Here is a 16,638-nt window from a genome sequence, read left to right on the forward strand (position 1 = left end):
TCTATTCCGATTAGTAGCCCTTGTTCCACTCATGTTTCTTCAAGAGCCAGGCAGAGCATGAGGGAGATAAGGAGGATAAGGTAGTATTTTTTCCCCTGCTCCCCCTGCTCCCCCTGCTCCCCCTGCTCTATTCTGCGGCGGTAGAAGTCAAAGACATTGTTTCCCACAAAACCATGTGAGGTGTTGTTAGTACAGGCTGGTGTAGGGCAATCAGCTGGACTAAGGTGTTCTTTAATTGGGTACGGGGTACGATATCATCAACAAAACCATGCTGGAGCAAATCTTCAGCAGTCTGGAAATTTTCGGGTAGTTTTTCCCGCAGGGTTTGCTCAATCACTCGCCGACCAGCAAAACCAATGGTTGCCTTGGGTTCTGCCAAAATGATATCGCCCAACATTGCAAAACTAGCGGTAACACCGCCCGTTGTCGGATTGGTCAACACTGGAATATATAATAATCGGGCGTCTTTATGACGCTGTAAGGCTGCGGAGATTTTTGCCATTTGCATCAAAGAGAGCATACCTTCTTGCATCCTCGCGCCCCCGGAGGTGCAGACGATAACTACAGGATAGCGTCGTTGAGTAGCTTGCTCAATCATTCGGGTAAGTCTTTCTCCCACGACCGAACCCATACTACCACCCATGAAGCGGAAGTCCATAACCCCAAGGGCAATGGGTAAACCATTGATTTGACCTAAACCAGTTCTAACCGCGTCTATTAAGCCAATTTTATCTTGTGTTTCCCGCAAGCGATCGCTGTAGAGTTTGCGATCGCGAAATTCGAGCGGATCGGTTGGACGCAAATGCTCGTCTAGCGGTTTCCAGGTATTATGATCTATCAATTGACGGATGCGCTCATCGCTGTCTACCCGATTGTGATGACCACATTCGACACAAACCATCTGATTGGCTTTCAGGTCTTTTGTATATGCCAACACACCACACTTAGAACATTTATGCCACAAACCATCAGCAATTTCACGTTCTTGGCGTTCGAGGCTGGTAGATCCTGACTTCCGTCGATTTGCAAACCAATCAAATAGAGACTTTAAACCACGTGATTCTTCGTTGTTAGCCATTTTTTATTTTATTTTAAGTGGGTATGAGGTCGAAAACATTTCAAACCGTATTGGGTTGTCCTTAGTCATCAGTCATTTGTCTTTATTAATAACCCTTCGGTGACGCTTCTACATCGCTAACGCCAGTTCCTCATGGGAAGCCACTCCGTCGGACGGCTTTGCCGACTTGAAGGAAGTGGCGTGGAAACCCCCTTCTTTACGAGACGCTTCGCGAACGCAAAGCGTCTTGTAGAGAAGAGACCGCGCTGTCTGACTAATGCCTAAGTCGTTAAACTACGCTTTTAAGCAATTCAGACCTTAATTTTCATCTTTGGTTGCCAGCTTAACGAAAATACTTATACCAATACAAGTCTCTTGCTCTTTTTTTCAGCAGACTTAATTATATGGATTTACTGACAAAGCCATGAGAATACCAACCTCCAAATAAGATGCTCTCCCCCTCCCACCCAAATCAATTATTCCTATTGCTAGGTTCTGAACAATCAGCATCTGTTGTACTAGTTGCGCTTGCCAACGGTTAATCGTCGTTAAGAGGGTAATACAAGTCACAAGCTGAATATTATCAAAATGTGAAAGGCAGATGGGGTAATGTTGGTTACAGTCACAAATTATAAATATTTCTTATGAATGGGCATTGGGTATGGGTATAGGGCATTGGGCATTGGGAATAGAGAAGAGACAAGGGAGAGACTTGTCCTCCTTGTCTTCCCTGCTCCCTACTCCCATTCAAGAGGCTGGAAAAAATAACCGCAGGTAGCTAGACAAAATGGCTTCGCCGCTAAACAGGGTAATCACAGATCCTAAAGCCAGAAAAGGGCCAAAAGGTATCTTTTGTCCTAATTTTTGTCGCGATCGCTGCATAATCAAAACACTGATGCCAATTAATGCTCCCAGCGCACAGGCAATAAAACTAGCCAAGAGCAAATATTTCCAGCCTAACCAGGCTCCCATCATGGCTGCTAACTTGGCGTCACCTGCACCCATTGCAGTTTTACCAAAGGCAATTGAACTCAATAGGGCGATCGCATCAAACAACCATAATCCCAATACTGCACCAACTATCGCCATCATAAGCTGATTTACCAATGCCACAAAACTACCCTCTGGTAGAAAACCAACCACCATTTGAAACAAAATCCCCGCCACTAAACCCGACTGAGTAAGTGGATTGGGTAGGGTCATTGTATCTAAGTCGATGAGCGATAGCGCCAATAACCAACTGCAAAAAGCCCAATAGCCTATTGTTAAAGTCGAAACTTGAAATAGCAAAAAAATTAGTAAAAAAATTATGCCCGTTACCCCTTCTATCACAGGATAACGGACAGAAATTTTGCTTTTACAATATCGACACCGCCCTCTTAAGGAAATCCAGCCGAACACTGGTACATTGTCGTAAGCTTTTAGCTGGTTTAAGCATTTAGGACAACGAGAAGGCGGCCAAAGAATTGACAACCCAGCAGGTAGGCGATAAACAATAACATTGAGAAAACTACCAATAGATGCACCTAAAGCAAAGACCATTACACTCGCCGGGATGGCGAACAAAATGTCCATATAGTCATTTGTCCTTTGTCATTTGTCCTGTGTCATTTGTCGTTTATCTTTTGTCCTTTGTCATTAGTCCTTTGTCCTTTGTTGAGAACTAATGACTAATAACTAATGACCAATGACCAATGACCAATGACTAATGACCAATGACTAATACATGTGCGATTCAATTTGACTTAAAGGCACAAAACACTCTTGAGGTAAAAGAACTGGTTGGTTAGTAAAAATAACCTTACCTCGATGAGTCACACGATTAATTGCTACACCGGAAGGTTGCCCAGCTATTTCGGGATGGACTTCACAGTGAGTATAGTATATCTGCCCAGCAGCTCTGATTACAGCAGGATCAATCAAAGGCGATTGGTTCTTTGGGGCGGTAAAATTTACTTGTCCTTGTCGTAATGCGTACACTATCGACTGTTATTTGATTGCTAGATTTCACTTTAGTCTACCCGAAACTTATAGCAAAGGTTGCCAAATTGCCCAGTTTGCTCTAAAAAATTATTTTTGTTCAATAGCCTTAATGAGTGAGTCTCCCATAGCGCGGCAACCCAGGAGGTTTTTTCCTGGAGAAATTATATCCCCTGTGCGATCGCCTTGTTCTAAAACTTGCAATACGGCTTGTTCGATGTTATCTGCTGCTTTTGGTTGGTCTAAACCGTAACGTAACATCATCGCCACACTCAAAACCTGTGCTAGAGGATTTGCCTTATCCTGTCCAGCGATATCTGGGGCGGAACCGTGGACTGGTTCAAATACACCAGGCCCAGAAGCACCCAAACTAGCTGAGGGTAACATCCCAATACTACCTGTGAGCATGGCAGCAGCATCAGAGAGAATATCACCAAACAAGTTACCTGTCACTATGGTGTCGAACTGCTTGGGAGCGCGTACCAACTGCATAGCAGCATTATCTACATATAAATGAGAGAGTTCGATATCTGGATATTCCTGAGAAAGTTGGGTGATGCGATCGCGCCACAACTGAGATACTTCTAATACGTTGGCTTTATCCACCGAACAAAGTTTTCCACCGCGTTTTTTTGCCGCTTCAAAAGCCACTCGTCCAATGCGTTCAATTTCTGATTCAGTGTAAACCATTGTATTTACACCGCGTTTCTCACCGATTTCTGTGGCAAAAATCCCTTTAGGTTTACCAAAGTAAATCCCACCAGTGAGTTCGCGCACCACCATAATATCCACACCTTCGACAATTTCGCGTTTCAAAGTCGAGGCATCAATTAGCTGGGGCAAAATTTTCGCTGGGCGCAAATTGGCAAATAATCCTAAACCGGCACGTAACCCTAACAAACCTGCTTCTGGGCGTAAATTGGATGGCAGAGAATCCCACTTATAACCACCAATCGCAGCGAGTAATACAGCATCACTGTTACGGCAAGTATCTAGAGTGGCAGATGGTAAGGGTTCGCCTGTAGCGTCAATTGCTGCACCGCCAATGAGGGCTTCTTGGAATTCAAACTTCAGATCAAATTGCTTCCCTACGACTTTCAGCACATCTACCGCCACTGCCATAATTTCAGGGCCAATGCCATCGCCGGGGAGTAGAGTAATGCGGTAGTTCTGGGTCATAGCTGGTTATTACTGAGTAAATGCTTACAGATCAAATATCATACCTAGCAAAATGTACCGATGGAGTTTTTAATATATTAGAGTGCGGCTTTAACGTAATCATCTGGCGTTGTATGAAACTGCTCTTTCTTTAGTGAAAAGTTGTTACTCAAGCTAGTTGTCCTACCACACCACTACAAAGAGTGATGGTTGTTTTACTTCATCTAAATCTTCCTAGCTTCTCTAGCACTATCCCTAATTAAGGGACTTCCAAATAAAAAAATATTCCAAAACTGACGCAAAAATCCTCTTAATTTCTCCTCTTTCTGTGTTGCGCCAGTTGCTAAAAGTCGGAAAACTGCAAGGGCACACTGGCTTCTCTGCGTCTGAAGTGGTTCATTTTTTGGGATAATTTATTCCTTGGAAATAATGTTGACGCTGGCTGTGCCTGTAGCACTGGGTTGATTGGACTTACAGGTTGGGTACTTGGTGGCATAGCTATGCAGCCCGTTCAGCAAGCCTATAATCAACTGCAACACTTTACATCAGATACTTCTCATGAATTGCGATCGCCCCTTTCTGTAATTTTGACCAATGCCCAAGTTGGGTTACTAATGGCCGCAGATCGTCCCCAAATTCATCCGTAGAGCATCTCAAAAAAACTGTTCAGACATCTTCTGAGAACACTTTGTTATTTGCTGCATAGCACGCCAAAAATTAAAAAAAAGTATTTATAGGAAATTTTTATTTAATTTATTGTATGTTTATTGTGTTTAATAATTCACACAAAAAAAAATTATGGATTTCAAACAAATTAGCCTAGTTGCTAGTCAACTTCTAACTCTGTTTGGGCTTAAAATTTTAGGTGCGATCGCTCTGTGGCTGATTGCTCAACGCTTGATTGATTTTGGATTGAAGCTAGCGCGACGTGCTTTCCGAGGTCAACACGTTGACCCGACACTTGTTAACTATCTTGTGAATATCATTGGCGTTACGTTGAGAATTGTTCTAGTTGTGGCAATTCTTGGCTTCTTTGGGGTTGAAACAACTTCCTTCGCTGCATTGCTAGCAGGAGCCGGCATTGCAATTGGTGCAGCCTGGGGGGGACTATTAGCCAACTTTGCAGCCGGAGCATTTTTAATCGTTTTTCGACCATTCAAAGTTGGTGATTTCATCATGACAGCAGGTGTCACAGGCACTGTTACAGAACTTGGGCTGTTCACAACTAGTATCAATACACCTGATAACGTATTGACGATTGTTGCTAATAATAAAATCTTTGCTGATAATATCCAGAATTATTCTGCCAATCCTTACCGTCGGGTTGATCTGGTGGCTCAACTCCATCATGAAGTGAAACATAACGAAGCGATCGCACTTTTGAAAGCGAAAATTAGCCAAATTCCTAATGTTCTCCAAAATCCAGCACCGGATGTAGAAATTCAGGATTTCAACTTCGCAGGGCCTGTACTAGCAGTACGTCCTTATTGCCATAATGACTACTACTGGCAGGTTTACTTCGACACTAATAAAGCTATCCGTGAAACTTTTAGCGAAGCTGGATATCCAATTCCTGAATACCGTTATGCGGTTAGCGGTTCATCTGCTCATGGGATTAATAACGTCATCCCACCACTATCAGAAATAACTTGATACTAGAGCTAAAAGTCAAGGTTTCATTTGCATATCTTTCCTGAATAGCAGAATAAGAATTAATAAGTAGGTAGGGCGTATGCCTTACCTACTTTTTTATGTCGCCAATTTCCTTAGAGTCAGTTTCAATTTCTGAAACAAGTCTGACAAAAGCTGTGGAAACAGGTTACGTTAAGTGTTAATCACAAGCCGCACCCCAGCAGCGATGGTAAAAGAATTAGCAATTTGCACCCGTGGACTAACTAAGCAATTTGACCGCCACGTTGCTGTCAATGATGTGGATTTAGAAATCCAGGCGGGTGAAGTATATGGACTGATTGGGCCGAATGGCGCGGGTAAAACAACTCTCATCCGAATGTTGGCAACTGCTGAGGAACCAACTACGGGTGAGATTTATATTAATGGCGATCGCCTACTCCGTGACAAGAGTAATCCCAAACTTAAGCGTCGTCTAGGTTATTTACCGGATGACTACCCACTATATGAGGATTTAACAGTCTGGGACTACCTAGATTATTTTGCCCGTCTGTATCGTTTACGAGAACCACGCCGCACTCAACGCCTACATGAAGTTTTAGAACTCATCCAACTTGGAAATAAACGCAACAGCCAGATTTCTACTCTGTCGCGGGGGATGAAACAGCGCTTAAGTTTAGCGCGAACTATTATCCACGAACCGATTTTACTACTACTAGATGAGCCTGTTTCTGGGCTTGACCCCATCGCCAGGATGCACTTTCGCGAAATCATTAAGGCTTTGCAAGAAGCTGGGATGACTGTAATTATTTCTTCCCATGTTCTCAGTGATTTAGCGGAACTGTGTACATCTGTGGGAATTATGGAACTTGGCTTCTTGGTAGAAAGTACCTCGTTACAACAACTGTACGAGCGTCTTTCTCACCAGCAAATTGTCATATCAACTTTGGGGAACCTAGAGGCACTTTTAAGAGAATTGAAACATCATCATTTAGTAGAAGAGTGGGAGGTGATATCAGGAAAAAATAGCGTGCGGGTGAATTTTTCAGGTAAAGAAGAAGATAGTGTTGAATTGTTGCGATCGCTTATCAAAGCAGGCATTCCCCTGACTGATTTTCACTGCACGCAAGAAGACTTAGAAAGTATTTTCTTAAAATTAGGTCACAAACAAGCATCTTGATTCGTCAATAAATATCACTCCCCATTTTTGGAGAATTTTTTGCTATGATGCTCAATTTAGTAGACAAAATCGGCGATTGGAATCCGCAACTATTGCGGGAACTCAAAGGACGCCTGAAATTTTTTAATGTAGCGATCGCAGTTGCAACATCTCTATTGCTGCAACTGGTAGTTTTTTTATATCAGTTACGGGAGTTTCCTGATGATAAATACTCATTAACTGGTACATACTGTCGTCTACATGAAACTTACAATCAGCGATCCAACCTACTCGATCAGCAACAAAATCTATTCTTCCAACAATTAAGTAGTTATCAGCAGCTTAAACCAGCCGAGCCAACAATCCTCGCTAGTCTGAAAACACAATACCAAGAAGCCACCACTGCATTTAATAAATTCCAGGAGCATTTATCAAATAATTTTTGTCCTCAAAACGAAATTGATTGGCAGTTGTGGTGGCGAGATCACTGGGAATATATGTTTCTCTCTTTTAGTGTAATTTTCATATTTACACTATTAGTTGCAGGAACTTATTTACTAATCAATGATTTAGCCAAAGAAGAAACTCGTGGAACACTGAATTTTATTCGTCTCAGTCCCCAATCAGAAACAAGTATATTGACTGGCAAGTTGCTAGGAGTTCCGAGTTTAATTTATCTGCTCATCTTAGTAGCACTTCCATTACATCTATGGGCTGGCCGTTCTGCAAACATTGCCTTTAGTTACATTTTGAGTTATTACGCAATTCTTGCTGCAAGTTGTATTTCCTTCTACAGTGCTGCATTACTATTTGGCTTAGTTAGTCGTTGGTTCAGTGGTTTTCAGCCTTGGTTAGGTAGTGGTGCAGTTTTCCTTTTTTTGTTCGCAACGGCGGGGCTGGCATCGTCTGATAGCAACAGTTTAAATAATTCAATTGCTTGGTTTAGACTTTTTAGTCCTTGGGATACAACGAATTATCTATTTCCTAACTTGTACCATATATCTGATGGTTCTTTCCTGAAAAACTGGCAGTTTTTCTATTTACCATTAGGGACAAGTGTTGTTAGTGTTCTGGGCTTCCATTTATTAAACTTGGGATTGTGCAGTTACGGTATTTTGGAAGCTCTTAAACGTTGCTTCCGTAATCCTCAAGCCTCAATAATTAGCAAAAAGCAAAGTTATTTACTAGTAGCATTTTGCCAATTGATGATCTGGGGATTTACCCTACAAGTTGGTAAAGGTAATAACAGATGGGATGAGCAGGTTGGGAACGACTACATTTTCCTGGCAGTATACAACTTGGTGTTGATTTTAAGTTTAATTGCGGTTCTTTCCCCTCACCGTCAAGATGTACAAGATTGGGCAAGATATCGACATCAGGGAGTTTCTAGCCATAAGAGTTTATGGCAGGATCTAATTTGGACTGAAAAAAGCCCTGCACTCGTGGCGATCGCTATTAATCTGACAATTGTTACTATCCCCTGGTTAGTTTGGGTTTCACTTGCATCAATAACAGATGCAAACGATGTTCAAACTTTGCTGAGTAACTATATTGACAAGTTTAAAGTACTTTTAGCTATAGCTTTGTCTATTAGCTTAATGATGATTTACGCTACCATTGCCCAATTGATACTTTTGCTGAAAACTCCTAAACGTTCTTTTTGGGCAATTGGGACTTTAGGTGCTGCAATGTTCTTACCACCGACAATTCTAGAATTTATCGGTATCTCGTCGTGGAAATATCCTACTGTATGGATGTTTACAACTTTTCCTTGGGCAGCTATAGAACACGCCGGGGTGACAACAGTTTTTATGGCACTCTTAGCTGATTTGAGTGTTCTAGCGTTGTTAAACTTCCAGTTGACAAGGCAGGTGAGATTAGCAGGTGAATCTGCTACGAAAGCATTGTTGGCAGGACGTTAGGTAAGTAGTTATCGATAAAGTTAGAACCCCGATTTCTTTGAGAAATCTGGGTTCTTGTTTTTGATGAATGATTTAAGACTGCTATATTATCTATTATTTGCTTACATCGGCTGTTAAATTTTTAATCGACACAAGGATCGCGACAATCCGAGAATCATGTTAAATATGCCTACTCAAGACTTACGCCACACAGCCATCCAGTTTTTAGAACAAAGTCCCTCACAGCGTCTACAAACTCTTAAGCAACTAGGTATAGCTCGTTATGATTTTTTAACCAAAATACAACTAAATGAAGCAAATATCATCTGTGTGATGCGGTTTTTTAAATATCCGAGTCAGCTAAAGTTTCCTAATCTTATAGGAGCAGATTTATCTGGTTTAATTTTAGATGGTGTCAACTTCATCCGAGGAAATTTGTCAGAAGCCAATCTACAAGGTAGTAGTTTAGTAAATGCAGACCTCTTATTTGTAAATTTTACCAAAGCTGATTTGAGAAATGCAAATTTACGAGGTGCAACTCTGAATGAGACTATTTGGTTAGAGACTCTAGTAGATAACTGTCAGCTTGGCGTAGGTATTGGTTTAAATCATCTACAACGTCAAGATTTAGAACTACGCAAAGCCATATTTAATCCTTGAAAAGTTAGTAATGAAAACACCAAAAATTATAAGATGATTGAATTGATATTGACATGGATAAGTTAATGAGTATTAAGTTGCCCCAAAGATTGATGTTGCTGGGTTCAGGAGAACTAGGTAAGGAATTTGCGATCGCAGCTCAACGTCTTGGTAATTATGTGATTGCCGTTGACCGCTATGCTAATGCTCCAGCGATGCAGGTTGCTAATACTTATGAAGTTATTTCTATGCTCAGTGCTGATGATTTAGAAGCTGTAGTGACAAAACATCAACCAGATATTATTATACCAGAAATTGAAGCAATCAGAACAGAAAAACTTCTAGAATTTGAACAGCGAGGGATTACAGTTATTCCGACTGCGGCTGCCACTAACTACACAATGAATCGCGACAGAATTCGAGGACTGGCACATCAAGAATTGGGCATCAGAACTGCTAAATATGGTTATGCAACAACTCTAGAAGAATTGATTGCAGTTTCTGATGAAATTGGCTTTGCTAATGTTGTGAAACCTGTGATGTCATCCTCTGGTAAAGGTCAGTCTGTAGTGCAGGATAAGAGTGAAGTTGAGAAGGCTTGGAATTATGCGATCGCTAATTCTAGAGGTGACAGTCAAAAGGTAATAGTAGAAGAATTTATTAACTTTGAAATTGAGATAACTTTACTGACAATTAAACAGTGGAATGCACCGACAATTTTCTGTTCTCCTATTGGTCATCGCCAAGAACGAGGTGATTATCAAGAATCGTGGCAACCCGCAGAAATTTCTGAATATAAAATCTTAAAATCTCAAGAAATAGCCATAAAAGTCACTGATGCTTTAGGAGGAGCCGGAATTTTTGGCGTTGAATTTTTCATTACCAAAGACGAAGTGATTTTTTCAGAACTTTCTCCCAGACCCCATGATACGGGAATGGTGACATTAATCTCACAAAATCTCAATGAATTTGAATTACATCTAAGAGCTATTTTAGACTTGCCAATTCCTCATATAGAGCAGCTAGGAGCATCAGCTAGTGCGGTAATTTTAGCCTCAGAAAAATCTGATTCTATTGCTTTTAGTGGGGTAGCCGATGCTTTGTCAGAAAAAGATGTAGATATTAAATTATTTGGTAAACCTAATGCTCATCAATATCGGCGAATGGGCGTAGCTTTGGCGAAAGATGTTAATGTCCAAGAGGCTAGGGAAAAGGCTACAAAAGCAGCCAATAAAATTAAATTGGTCTAATTTTTTGTACTAGAAAGTAGTGACCTGCTATCTATAATTGAGGAATAACTCTCAGCAATAGATTGTACAAGTCACCACTTTTGATTTACCCTTGAAAGGGTATATCTTAATTTTTGCAAGGATACTGTTATCTACAAACTGAGATTATAGTTTTTTGCATCCTTTGATAAAATGTTCGATGCTCGTAAGCTAATGGAAATAAAACTAATTAAGGGCTACCTGTGTACTCTAGATTACCATCAATGTTTTCAATTCCATTTAAGACTATTGAGCTTTTGTTCCAAGAACCATCGCGTCTACGACAATTGGCTGAGAGTTTATCTCCATCAATAGAAATGTCATTAGAACTCAATTGATAACTACTAGCTTGGTCAGGGTTAGTAACTTCTAAGTTGCCATCAATGTTTTCAATCCCCTTCAAAGTTATTGAGGTTTCATTCCAAGAAGAACCATCGCGCCTTTGACAATTTGCTGAGAGTCTATCTCCATCAACAGAGATGTTTTTGCAAGTCAATTGATAACTGCTACTCATTTGTTTATACTCCTTTGATTAAGTACAATCTCAAGCCACATATGTTATACTTATATGTGGCTCTGATTTTTCGCAACAAAGCCCTCAAAAGAAACACAGCCTGATCTATTTGAATAAGAGGTTTCTGGCAAAACCTCCTATTCAAATAGATATACCTTTGTTGGCTTTTAGTATTCTACACTACAATTTTTTTTGAGAATAAATATATTTAAGAATTTTTATTAATGATTTTTAAAACTTTACGATGATTTTCGGACGTGCAAAGTACCTAATATTTCTCTAATAGCAAATAAATCCCAGATAAATACTGATAAAAAAGCATTTGTATTTATCTGGGATTGCAGACTTGGTATTTGTATAAATAACCAAGTCTGACGATCGCATTTCTTATCTTGTAGCACTGTTAGGCGAATTAACCGCAGCAACTGGATTCGGCTGATTCAGATAATCATAAACAAGCTGGGAAACTTGACGGATAAAGTCTCTCCCCCTCGTGTCCTTATAAGGACGGGTGACGAAGATAGCCGCCAGATAACGCTTACCATTTGGCATAGTTACAAATCCCGCATCGCCGATGAGAAAGCCGATATCTCCGGTTTTGTTAGCGATAACAGCACCTTTCCCCAAACCGGCGGGAAGCAGTGTGTGAATTGTGGTGTGACGCAGAATATCTAAGGCTTGTTCTCGACTTTGTAAAGAAACTAGCTTGTTATTCACAACTAAAGCCAGCACCCGCGCCATATCTTGAGAACTTGTGGTGTTGGTTCCTCTCAAGTCAGCTAAAAGATGCCGAATTACCGTGTTTTTCAGCCCCCAATTACGAAAACGCTGATTTAGTTTCGCCGCTCCACCCAAGCGATCGATAATCATGTTGGTGGCGGTATTATCACTAATGGTAATCATCTTAGTGATGGTTTCCAAAGCTGTGTACTTCTTCCCAACGCGCTCATATTGCATACTTCCAGAACCATTGGTAACTAAGTCACGCCGCATAGTCAGGTTTTCGTGAAGGGTAACTTTACCAGCATCTAAATCCTGAAAAAAGGCGATGAGTATTGGTAGTTTGATTGTACTAGCAGCGGGGAAAACGCGATCGCCTCCAATATCCAAATAATCTCCAGTATCCAAATCCAGGAAAAACATTCCTGTTTTCAGAAAACTGTAGCGACTCATCAAGGCTTTTATTTGAGGTTCCAGCGCTTTCATCGGTGAATGCATCGGAACCACACCAGCAAACAGAGTGCTATTATCGCTCACTGTTGGAGAAATACTCGGAGTTATTTCTAGATATTTCGGCTGGGTTGCAGTCAGTGGTATTGGTTTCGGTAACTGCACAGACCAATGATTGGCGAATTCCTTTTGCAGTTGCACCTGTGCTAAATCAAAGGTGTAACCGGGTGCTAAAGTAACTACCATACGGGTAGTCTCTGCATTCAACTGCTCGATGCGAATGTCTTTAATTACTGGCCCCACTCTTTGACTAGTCTGTGGATATCCTAATGTAACTCCAGGTAAATCAATGACCAGACGAGTCGGGTTCGTAAGTAGTTGTACTTTCGGTTGAACGTTCTCATCTGTGGTGAAGTCCAGATGATTGCGATTGCTATCAAAATGCCAATTAGCGATCGCACCATTAGCTTTGACAGTGGAGCCAAACAGGAGCAAGCTCAAGAAACTGGGTAGAAGCCAACTGAATTTTACAATGTTTTCTTTGTGTGTGAGTAGCATCAGCGATCGCTTAGTGTGTGAGGAAAATTTTGGAACGAACAAAAGCCGCCCACCATTAAAGCACAATTATAAAAAGTTTTGTAAATTATGCGTTTACACGCAAAAGCATCTGTTACAACAAGTATTTAATTTAATCAGTATACAAGTATTCCGTAATACTCTACGGTTACTAAAAATTCCAGCTTATTGGGAAAAAAGATTTAATTCGGACGTAATTAGCTTTTTAATCATTTTTATACTGAATTATCTCATGTGTAAATAAGTAATAACTTTATCTGAACACAGTTAAGTATGTCTATGAGGGTTTTCCATATCCAGAAATTCAGCTTATGGAAATTTTGTATAGTAGCCTGTACTATCAGTTTCACCATCAGCGGTTGTACGCCTGAAAAACGAGCGATGCTGCGAGTTACTGCCGAGACTTTTCGCGATCGAGCAGATGATGCTATTACATCAGTAAAGAAAATTTATCAACTGAATAATCTACCCATAGATGACAATTTAGTTATTGAACGATTGCTAACTGATAGCAATATTGAATTTGGAATTCCTAAAGAAGTAAATAGAATTATTACTGGAGAGAGTCAGCAAAATGCTCAGTCATCAGATGTTGAGCAAACACTCGACGCTTTAAAAGCAGAATATGATACAGCCGTTGATGTGTTTAACAAGCTGGAAACAATTGATTATGAAAGTAAAAGGATAGTTGCTCAAACTGCCCAGCCAGCAAGATGTTTAACAGTAAAAATGCTACTTTTAGCCAAAAGAATTCAGGAAAGACCACCAAGACCAATGGATTGGGAACGGATAATCATCAGTTCCAGGCTAAAGGATCTCAGTGAACGATATAGAAAGTTAAGTATATCCTCAGAACCAGAAGCAGAAGAAATTAAGCGTCAAGTTGTTGAACAGATAGATAATTGGCGAAAAGTTAATTTTTCTGAGCAACAAAGTTTGAATGAATCTATTTCTAAGCTTTTGGCAGCAGCTGACACTGGGCGAAAACTTTCAGAACTTATTGATGACTATCCTAATCTTAATTTTGAAGTTATTGCTACTAGAGTTACTCAGATTATTGGGGTAGCGACCAATTTAACTGGTAACAAATATAGTTCATCAATCATAAAAATTAACTCTCTTGAAAAAGAAATTAATAAAGATAAAATTTTGAAAGAATTTATGAAAGAAATATTTCTCAGGAACAGACAGGTGCAACTACCAAACTCTCGATTATGCCAATGATTTTTAGGGTAAAAATAGTTATGAGTAACGTTCAAAAATTAACTGAATATATAACAATACGGTTCAGTTAAGGCTAAAATCCTTTGCCAAAGCCAATTTTTTTAACGAATCGCCTTCGCGTTAGTGTCTCCCCTTGGGAGAAGGACGCAAAGAGAAGGAAGAAATGCTTAACTGAACTGTATTGGAATATATAAATAATGTCCACCAATAATATTTTAGATACTTTTGCAGAAATAATTTTTAAGCTTAAAGAAATTACTGGCAACCAAATCGATTTAGAACAACTCAATAATACAGAAGAAAAATTACAAGATATTCTCTTTCAGCTTAATTTTGAACTTGTCAACGCACAACGTCAAAAAAACTGGGAAAAAGTAAATAAGTTAGAGAAAGCAGTTAGCGAATGCAAACTTACTCTCGATCTGGTAAGAGCAGCAATTATAAATGTTACTATCATCGGCATCAATCAAAAAAATCTGGCACAGATGCAGAAAATATTAGAGGAAATTGAGACTGCACATAAAACTCAGGTAAATATAGATTTAGCTATCCGTTTACTAGGTTTTTTGCGTAATTTGTTCCTGTAATTAAAATCCTAAATCTACAGCAATACGGTGGGCGCAAGCAAACCCAGAAAAAGCGACTGCGTTCAACCCTTGACCCGGAAAAGTACTATCCCCTACACAATAAAGTCCTGAAATAGCTGTGCGATTAAAGGGCATATTCAATAACCCCCACAACTTACGCCGGGGAATTGGCCCATAAGTGCCATCTTCACGACCCAAAAAGCGGCGATGAGTGCGTGGTGTCCCTACTTCTAAATAATCCAATCCGGCATCTAAACCCGGAAAAATCTTCTCTAGGCGGTCAATAATTCGCCAAGCTGCCTCTTCTTTCTTCGCTTCGTACTCACCTGGAGAAAGTTCTTGCCAATCATCAATCCAGTGAGGCGTGAAGGCATGAATGATATGATATCCATTTGGTGCTAAATCTGGGTCTAGCAATGTGGGAATCGAAACAAACACTGTGCCTTCTGCTACTGTCATCTTTTCCCAGTCTTCCAGCAAAATATGATGACACTCTGTCCCCACAGGTAAAACTGACTCCTTTACCCCAATGTGCAAACTCAAGAAGCTTGGGGATTTTTGATAAATTTGTTGCCATTTTTTCTCATTATGAGGTATTTCTTCTGCTGGTAGTAATTGTGTAAATGTATCCCAGCGTGTAGCATTAGAAACTATACGTTTACCTCGGTATACTTTACCATTAGCCAGTTGTACACCTACCGCTTTTCCTTGTTCTGTGAGAATTTTCGTGACTCTAGCTTGGTACTGAATTTTACCTCCAGCCTTCTCTAGACCTTCCACCAGTTTTTGGGCTATTTGTCCCACTCCGCCTTTAGGATAGTTAACTCCGCCATAATGCCTGTCAGAAAAGACCATCCCAGCATTAATCATTGGTGTCATATCCGATGGAACCACCGACCAGCAATAACATTCCATATCGATAAATTTCAATAATTGCGGGTCTTTGATGTAACGCCGCGCCACATCCCCGGCATTTTGGGGCAGATACTTAGCTAAACCGAGACACGCCAAAGGATGCTGGAAAAATACGCGCAGTAGATACCGAGGTTCTTCCAATGACAGCAAATCCATGCTGTTGAGACACTTGAATACTTTTTGGCATTCGTCATAAAAGCGACGAATCCCTTGTTCTTCATGGCGAAAATGAGCAGTAAGATTTTGCAAAAATTTTTCATAAACCCGGTCAACCTTCAGGTCTAAACCTTGGGGTAGATGATAGTGAATCTGTACCGGATCTGCGATCGCTTCTTGGCTGACATTTACAGCTGATAATGCTCGTGTGAGTAAGTTAGTAGTACCGTTCTGTCCCAGTCCAAAAATCATTGATGCGCCAACATCGAATCGATAGCCTTGGCGTTCAAAATAACCAGCACTACCACCTGGAATCAAATAACGTTCCAGTACCAGCACTTTCGCTCCCTTCGCCGCTAACTGGGTCGCTGTTACTAATCCGCCAATCCCAGACCCAATCACGATTGCATCAATTGTCATTTGTCATTTGTCCTTTGTCATTTGTCATTTGTCCTTTTTCCTTTTTCCTTTAGTCTAAAGTCAATCAATATTTACTAATACTAATGACCAATGACCAATGACCAATGACCAATGACTAATGACCAATGACCAATGACCAATGACCAATGACCAATGACTAATCAAAAAAAAGAGGGACGAGCCTGCTACTGCTGGCTAATCCCGTCTGCCGATCCTTAAAAGAGAGGAGAACACTGTATAAGAATATAGCCTTGATTGAGAATTAATGTCAACTATTAATGAAAA

The 16,638-nt window shown here is 40.4% G+C and carries 16 protein-coding genes; 8 read left to right on the forward strand and 8 right to left on the reverse strand.

The annotated features are described in order from the left end of the window. Positions 1 to 127: 127 nt before the first annotated feature. From accD to leuB, 5 genes are all read right to left on the reverse strand, one after another. Positions 128 to 1,078, reverse strand: coding sequence for an acetyl-CoA carboxylase, carboxyltransferase subunit beta (gene accD, locus V7K41_RS11060; RefSeq protein ID WP_334848022.1), 951 nt, complete (start codon positions 1,076 to 1,078; stop codon positions 128 to 130). Positions 1,079 to 1,453: 375 nt separating this feature from the next. Next, a complete protein-coding gene (locus V7K41_RS11065) occupies positions 1,454 to 1,627 on the reverse strand; it encodes a hypothetical protein (RefSeq protein ID WP_334848023.1) in 174 nt (57 codons plus the stop codon). A 177-nt stretch (positions 1,628 to 1,804) separates the two neighbouring features. Then, complete coding sequence (locus tag V7K41_RS11070; protein ID WP_334848025.1) at positions 1,805 to 2,632, reverse strand: prepilin peptidase; 828 nt, start codon at positions 2,630 to 2,632, stop codon at positions 1,805 to 1,807. Between the two features lie 144 nt (positions 2,633 to 2,776). Next, positions 2,777 to 3,037, reverse strand: a complete 261-nt coding sequence (locus tag V7K41_RS11075) for a hypothetical protein (protein ID WP_104908437.1) — start codon at positions 3,035 to 3,037, stop codon at positions 2,777 to 2,779. A gap of 90 nt (positions 3,038 to 3,127) precedes the next feature. After that, positions 3,128 to 4,216 carry a 3-isopropylmalate dehydrogenase gene (gene leuB / locus V7K41_RS11080; RefSeq protein ID WP_334848027.1) on the reverse strand — a complete coding sequence of 363 codons (1,089 nt, stop codon included), beginning with the start codon at positions 4,214 to 4,216 and terminating at the stop codon, positions 3,128 to 3,130. 440 nt (positions 4,217 to 4,656) lie between these two features. Here leuB and V7K41_RS11085 point away from each other — a divergent pair, with 440 nt between their 5' ends. From V7K41_RS11085 to purT, 6 genes are all read left to right on the forward strand, one after another. After that, positions 4,657 to 4,842: a histidine kinase dimerization/phospho-acceptor domain-containing protein gene (locus V7K41_RS11085; protein ID WP_334848029.1), complete on the forward strand. Its 186-nt coding sequence runs from the start codon at positions 4,657 to 4,659 to the stop codon at positions 4,840 to 4,842. Between the two features lie 151 nt (positions 4,843 to 4,993). After that, positions 4,994 to 5,848: a mechanosensitive ion channel family protein gene (locus V7K41_RS11090; protein ID WP_334848031.1), complete on the forward strand. Its 855-nt coding sequence runs from the start codon at positions 4,994 to 4,996 to the stop codon at positions 5,846 to 5,848. A gap of 205 nt (positions 5,849 to 6,053) precedes the next feature. Further along, complete coding sequence (locus V7K41_RS11095; protein ID WP_334848072.1) at positions 6,054 to 7,004, forward strand: ABC transporter ATP-binding protein; 951 nt, start codon at positions 6,054 to 6,056, stop codon at positions 7,002 to 7,004. A gap of 44 nt (positions 7,005 to 7,048) precedes the next feature. Then, complete coding sequence (locus V7K41_RS11100; protein ID WP_334848033.1) at positions 7,049 to 8,905, forward strand: ABC transporter permease subunit; 1,857 nt, start codon at positions 7,049 to 7,051, stop codon at positions 8,903 to 8,905. 156 nt (positions 8,906 to 9,061) lie between these two features. Then, on the forward strand, positions 9,062 to 9,544 hold the full coding sequence (locus tag V7K41_RS11105) for a pentapeptide repeat-containing protein (protein WP_334848034.1): 483 nt from the start codon (positions 9,062 to 9,064) through the stop codon (positions 9,542 to 9,544). A gap of 65 nt (positions 9,545 to 9,609) precedes the next feature. Beyond that, positions 9,610 to 10,773, forward strand: a complete 1,164-nt coding sequence (gene purT / locus V7K41_RS11110) for a formate-dependent phosphoribosylglycinamide formyltransferase (protein ID WP_334848035.1) — start codon at positions 9,610 to 9,612, stop codon at positions 10,771 to 10,773. A 208-nt stretch (positions 10,774 to 10,981) separates the two neighbouring features. Here the strand turns inward: purT and V7K41_RS11115 are convergent, their stop codons facing one another. Both V7K41_RS11115 and V7K41_RS11120 read right to left on the reverse strand, forming a co-directional pair. Continuing rightward, positions 10,982 to 11,305: a CVNH domain-containing protein gene (locus V7K41_RS11115; protein ID WP_334848037.1), complete on the reverse strand. Its 324-nt coding sequence runs from the start codon at positions 11,303 to 11,305 to the stop codon at positions 10,982 to 10,984. A 387-nt stretch (positions 11,306 to 11,692) separates the two neighbouring features. Further along, the gene (locus V7K41_RS11120; protein ID WP_334848039.1) at positions 11,693 to 13,075 is read right to left on the reverse strand and encodes a serine hydrolase; all 1,383 of its coding nucleotides are present in this window, start codon (positions 13,073 to 13,075) and stop codon (positions 11,693 to 11,695) included. A 474-nt stretch (positions 13,076 to 13,549) separates the two neighbouring features. On the opposite strand from V7K41_RS11120, the gene V7K41_RS11125 reads away from it, so the two are divergent. Then, complete coding sequence (locus V7K41_RS11125) at positions 13,550 to 14,275, forward strand: hypothetical protein (RefSeq protein ID WP_334848041.1); 726 nt, start codon at positions 13,550 to 13,552, stop codon at positions 14,273 to 14,275. A 197-nt stretch (positions 14,276 to 14,472) separates the two neighbouring features. Further along, a complete protein-coding gene (locus V7K41_RS11130; protein ID WP_334848043.1) occupies positions 14,473 to 14,862 on the forward strand; it encodes a hypothetical protein in 390 nt (129 codons plus the stop codon). Here the strand turns inward: V7K41_RS11130 and crtH are convergent, their stop codons facing one another. Beyond that, complete coding sequence (crtH, locus tag V7K41_RS11135) at positions 14,863 to 16,353, reverse strand: carotenoid isomerase (protein WP_334848045.1); 1,491 nt, start codon at positions 16,351 to 16,353, stop codon at positions 14,863 to 14,865. Between the last annotated feature and the right edge of the window lie 285 nt (positions 16,354 to 16,638).

It is taken from the genome of Nostoc sp., assembly GCF_036917415.1.
GTDB lineage: Bacteria > Cyanobacteriota > Cyanobacteriia > Cyanobacteriales > Nostocaceae > Nostoc.

Excerpts from the sequence above, each read along its gene's own strand:
- accD (WP_334848022.1), bottom strand. The coding sequence starts at position 1,078 with ATGGCTAACAACGAAGAATCACGTGGTTTAAAGTCTCTATTTGATTGG.
- V7K41_RS11115 (WP_334848037.1), bottom strand. The coding sequence starts at position 11,305 with ATGAGTAGCAGTTATCAATTGACTTGCAAAAACATCTCTGTTGATGGA.
- leuB (WP_334848027.1), bottom strand. The coding sequence starts at position 4,216 with ATGACCCAGAACTACCGCATTACTCTACTCCCCGGCGATGGCATTGGC.
- crtH (WP_334848045.1), bottom strand. The coding sequence starts at position 16,353 with ATGACAATTGATGCAATCGTGATTGGGTCTGGGATTGGCGGATTAGTA.
- V7K41_RS11105 (WP_334848034.1), top strand. The coding sequence starts at position 9,062 with ATGTTAAATATGCCTACTCAAGACTTACGCCACACAGCCATCCAGTTT.
- V7K41_RS11090 (WP_334848031.1), top strand. The coding sequence starts at position 4,994 with ATGGATTTCAAACAAATTAGCCTAGTTGCTAGTCAACTTCTAACTCTG.
- V7K41_RS11095 (WP_334848072.1), top strand. The coding sequence starts at position 6,054 with ATGGTAAAAGAATTAGCAATTTGCACCCGTGGACTAACTAAGCAATTT.
- V7K41_RS11070 (WP_334848025.1), bottom strand. The coding sequence starts at position 2,632 with ATGGACATTTTGTTCGCCATCCCGGCGAGTGTAATGGTCTTTGCTTTA.
- purT (WP_334848035.1), top strand. The coding sequence starts at position 9,610 with ATGAGTATTAAGTTGCCCCAAAGATTGATGTTGCTGGGTTCAGGAGAA.
- V7K41_RS11100 (WP_334848033.1), top strand. The coding sequence starts at position 7,049 with ATGATGCTCAATTTAGTAGACAAAATCGGCGATTGGAATCCGCAACTA.
- V7K41_RS11130 (WP_334848043.1), top strand. The coding sequence starts at position 14,473 with ATGTCCACCAATAATATTTTAGATACTTTTGCAGAAATAATTTTTAAG.